Here is a 2406-nt window from a genome sequence, read left to right on the forward strand (position 1 = left end):
GGGGGGGGCGCCCCCCCAGCCGCTGCGATGCGCGGCCAGCATCCGCTCCCGCAGCACATCCGGGTCGTCGCCGAGCACGCCGAGGCCGCCCGCGCCGACGAACGGCTCGGTCACCGCCGCCGTGCGGCTGCTCAGCGCGCCGTCGGTGAAGATCTTCATCGGCCCGATCCGCAGGAAGTCGTCCCCGAACCCGCTGCGCAGGCCGAGGTCGAGCCCCGTCTCCACACCCACGGCCGGGTCGAACGGGTGCAGCACCTCGGTGGCGGGCATCAGCTCCACCCGCAGCGGCAGTTCGCCCCGCTGCCGGGCGAGCTGGTAGGCGGCGGCCTCGGCGGGACTGTGCCCGATCCAGCCGCCCGCGATGCCCGCCTCGGTCACGTGCGTGAGCCCCTCGCGCACGTACACCTCGGCCGCCCGCGCCACGGCCGCGGCCAGATCCTCCACCGGGTAGGGCTTGACCAGCGCGTCCACCAGCTGCTGCGCCTGCTCGGCCAGCAGACCGGTCGGCTCGCCGTCGGCGTCGCGTTCGACGACCCCGCCGTCCGGCACCCGCGCCGAGCCGTCCAGCACCCCGGCCTTGTCCAGCACGGCGTCCGACGCGACACACATGTGCGCCGAGCGGTGCTTAAGCCACACCGGACGGCCCCCGCCCGCGCGTTCCAGCGCCGCACGCTCGGGATGCCGCCCGAGCACGTAGTCGTCGTACCCGGAGCCCACGACCCAGGCGTCCGACGGCAGCTCCGCCGCCCGCGCGGCCACCGCGTCGTAAACCTCGTCGAGGCTGCGGCACGTCGACAGGTCCAGTTCGGCCAGCGACAACCCGTACCACACCATGTGGTTGTGCGCGTCGGTGAAGCCGGGGGTGAGCGTCGCACCGCCCCCGTCGACGACGGCACGCGCGGGCAGGTCCCGCACCTCGTCGTCGACACCCACGATCACGCCGCCGACCACCCCCACGGTGTGCGCGCGCGGGTGGTCGGCACGCATCGTCAGCGCACGGACGTCACGGAGCAGGAGATCGAGCACCGCCATTCCTCCCAGGGTCGTGAGTGAACACGGACGTCACGGCGCCGGGTGCGGCACCGCACTCCGCCATTCACTCACGACCCCGGCCGACGGTGCGAGCGAGGTGGTCGTGGAACTGCACGGTCACGGCGTGCCGGTCGGATGCCCAGTCACGCACCGTGATCGTCCTCGTCGCGCCGCCGGACCCCCTTGCCACCTGGGTCACGGAGACGGGTTCGCCCGCGCCCGCGGGCACGTACCGGTCGACAGCGGTCAGGAACGGGACACGGTCGAACGGCGGCACGGCCTCGCCCGATCGGCTGACGGTGTCGCACTCCGCGTCGAACACGAACGCGGCGATCACCTGCCGCGCCTTCGGCGCGACAGCCGGGGCGAGCACGTTCTCGCCGTCGACCAGCAGGGCGTCGTCGTCGCCCCCGCCCTGGTCGGCCCACCACTCCCGGTTGCGGGTCACCGTCAGCGCGGTGTGCCCGGGGCAGCGGTCGATCCGGTCGGTGATCCCGCCCGGCTCGGAGACCTGCAGCCGCACGAAGTGGTCGCTGCGCCGGAACGTCTCCGGGTAGAAGTGGTAGGTCAGCTCCCCGTCCCGGACGAAGACCAGCTCGTAGCGGCGCAGCCCGTGCACGCGCAGCGGACCGAAGCCGCCGTCCCGGCCGGTGCGGACCACGTGCCGCGGCCGGTCCCCGAGGCGCCGGCCCGTGTCCGGGTCGACCGGCCAGACCTCCAGCCTGCCCCGCGCGCCCGCGTTCCGCGGGAAGAACGTCACCCGCCCGGAGATGTGCACCCGTCCCGGCGGTTCCGGCAGCACCTCGGTGGTCCACGGCGGCCGCCCGGTCAGGAACCGGTGGATGATCCCGAAACTCTCCGCCGACACCGCGGCCTCGGTGTGGCCCAGTTCCGGCAGCCGGACGTTCACCGCGCCGCCGATCTCCCCGTCCGGCCGGACGCTCGCCCACAGCGCGAGCGTCGGCACTCCCCCCGGCGGCGCCTCGGCGGAACGGCCGTCGATGTTGACGTACCGGCGGATCCCCGCGGCCCGTGCGGGTGCGGACAGGTACTCGTGCAGCACCGCGGTGCCGCGCGAATGGGCGATGACGTCGACCGCGCGGGCCCCGGTGCGCCCGCGCACCTCGGTGACCAACTCCCGCAGTCCCTGCACCGCGTGCGCGTTGTCCGCGACGGTGGTGTCGTACTCGTAGGCGTGCAGCAGACGGTCCGGATAGCCGTTGACGGAGAACCGTTTGGCGTTGGACTGCCACTGCTGGGCCGATCCCTGCTGCCCGTGCACGAAGATCACCGGGGTCCGGGCGGGCCGGAACGACGCGGACCCCGCCTCCCCGGCAGCGTCCCCGACACGGTCCCCGGCGCCGTCCCCGGCAC

General features: G+C 74.3%; 2 protein-coding genes. Both read right to left on the reverse strand.

Annotated elements, in window-relative coordinates; all coding sequences use genetic code 11:
• On the reverse strand, positions 1-1026 hold a 1026-nt coding region (locus tag ACTIR_RS0103835), incomplete at its 3' end, for an amidohydrolase (protein WP_026453279.1).
• Between the two features lie 70 nt (positions 1027-1096).
• A partial coding sequence (locus ACTIR_RS21590; protein ID WP_052583705.1) for an alpha/beta hydrolase occupies positions 1097-2406 on the reverse strand: 1310 nt, incomplete at its 5' end.

The organism is Saccharomonospora iraqiensis subsp. iraqiensis (assembly GCF_000430445.1).
Lineage (GTDB): Bacteria > Actinomycetota > Actinomycetes > Mycobacteriales > Pseudonocardiaceae > Saccharomonospora > Saccharomonospora iraqiensis.